Below are 1,716 nucleotides of genomic sequence, written 5' to 3'. Positions count from 1 at the left end.
GCCGCTTAAGTTCCAAACAGAATGGCGCACTACACTAGTTTACCCTCACCACTACCAGCGGCGAATTCTTTCACAGTCTCTGGAGCGTGGGAACGAGCCATTAGGGCATCGTGGCCGCTCATTTGCTCCATAACTCGTTGTTTTAGATTGCAATAATGTGGGGATACCTCAGGGTCTGCCCCTGTTTTCCTGCTAATCTGAAATGTCAGAATGTCGGGAACTGAGTATTCCTGTCAAGACCGAAAAAAGTTCTTCAAGATCGGAAGGAACACGGTATGAATCAATATCTTTTGATATCAGTTTTTCCTTTCTGTCAAGCTCTCCAAATCTCCATAAATCTCCGACCGTAACCGCTCCGTATATGGAAGCATCGCTTTCTTCAATATACTTGTCAGCCGCAATCAGTTCTACAGCCAGCTGGCTGAATCCTTTTTCCATATCTGCTTTCTTAGCTTCGATAACTATCAAACTGATCTCCGATCTTACAAAATAATCAATATTTCCTTTAAGCTGATTACTGACGTATAGAGGGTATTCTATATCGATATCTATTTCAATATGATCCATCAGTTCCAGCAGAAGCGGGGCAACCAGAACTTCCCGTTTTGCTGTTTCCGAGTTGAGTGAGATATGAGGTAGTTTTTTATAGAAAGTATTTTTCAATTTTTCCAGCGAACCTTTGAAAGGATGTACGGGAAGATCGATCTTTTTCAGCCGGAACTGATAACCGAACTCTGCAACAATTTCTTTGGTAGGATTACTCAGTTCGAAATAATCGGAAAAAGTATATGATTTTCCTTCTTCAAGTATCGGTTTTCTCATAAATCACCTGTCAGCTTTTTTGATTGGAATTTAAACGCCTAACGGGGAGCTAACCAGCAACATCCATTGCCCCCATGGACGGGGGCAATGGAGGTTTGTCTGCGTTCAGCGTCTTGATAGGCGGCGCGTCCCATGTTGCACTGACGTTTTTGCAGGCGATATCCTGTTTTGGTGTCTGAAACGATAGGGATATCAAAGCGCCGCCGTGCATGTTCCTGTGTGCTTTCCTTTTGGTAGCCGAATGTTAGACGAATGATCTGTTAGACGAATGATTTGTGAAAAACGACCCATCAATTGAGCCTGACCCCTTTTCCCTGCTAGCCCATTTGGGTTCTATAGTTTCTGAATTTCTTCAATTGTTAATCCAGAAATGCCTTCAATATCTTGAATATCCATGCCTTTTCGTTTCATGGTCTTTGCCATTTCAATTTTTTCTTCTCTTCGTCCTTTCTCTTCTCCAAGTTGAATCCCTTCATGTAACCCTTTTTCTTTACCTTTCTTTTTCCCTTCCTTCTTGATCCTCTCCTTGACTTTATAAGGCAAAATCCATCGTTCACTTGCCTGAAGTTTCTTGAAGATTCCTGAATCGACAAAACTATGATAGGTTTCGTCGCTGATAATGAGATGATCGATCACTTCGACCTTAAGGAATTTGCTCGCCTGGATAAAATGATCGGTAAGGTCTTGATCTTCGATTGAAGGCGTCACATTCCCACCGGGATGGTTATGGACCATGATAACCTGAACGGCGAGCTTGTAAATCGCCATGCGGAAGGCTTCTCTGAGTTTGATGTTGATCATGTTAGAAGAACCCAAAGCGACCAACTCGATATAGAGGATCTTGTTCGCTTGATTCAAACCCACCATCCAGAAGTGTTCCTGACCTTGACCGAT

2 protein-coding genes are annotated in these 1,716 nt (G+C 42.8%); both read right to left on the bottom strand.

The genetic code is table 11. From position 1 onward, the window contains the following. Nucleotides 1-192: 192 nt before the first annotated feature. Nucleotides 193-822, bottom strand: a complete 630-nt coding sequence (locus BQ17_RS13235; protein WP_089727821.1) for a hypothetical protein — start codon at nucleotides 820-822, stop codon at nucleotides 193-195. Nucleotides 823-1,155: 333 nt separating this feature from the next. Beyond that, nucleotides 1,156-1,716: JAB domain-containing protein (locus BQ17_RS13230; protein WP_089727819.1), on the bottom strand; the 561-nt coding region annotated here is incomplete at its 5' end.

This window comes from Candidatus Thiosymbion oneisti (assembly GCF_900092655.1).
GTDB classification, from domain to species: Bacteria; Pseudomonadota; Gammaproteobacteria; order Chromatiales; family Chromatiaceae; genus Thiosymbion; species Thiosymbion oneisti.
The sequence above is the reverse complement of the archived record's forward strand: the minus strand, read 5'-3'. Positions and strand labels throughout refer to the sequence as shown.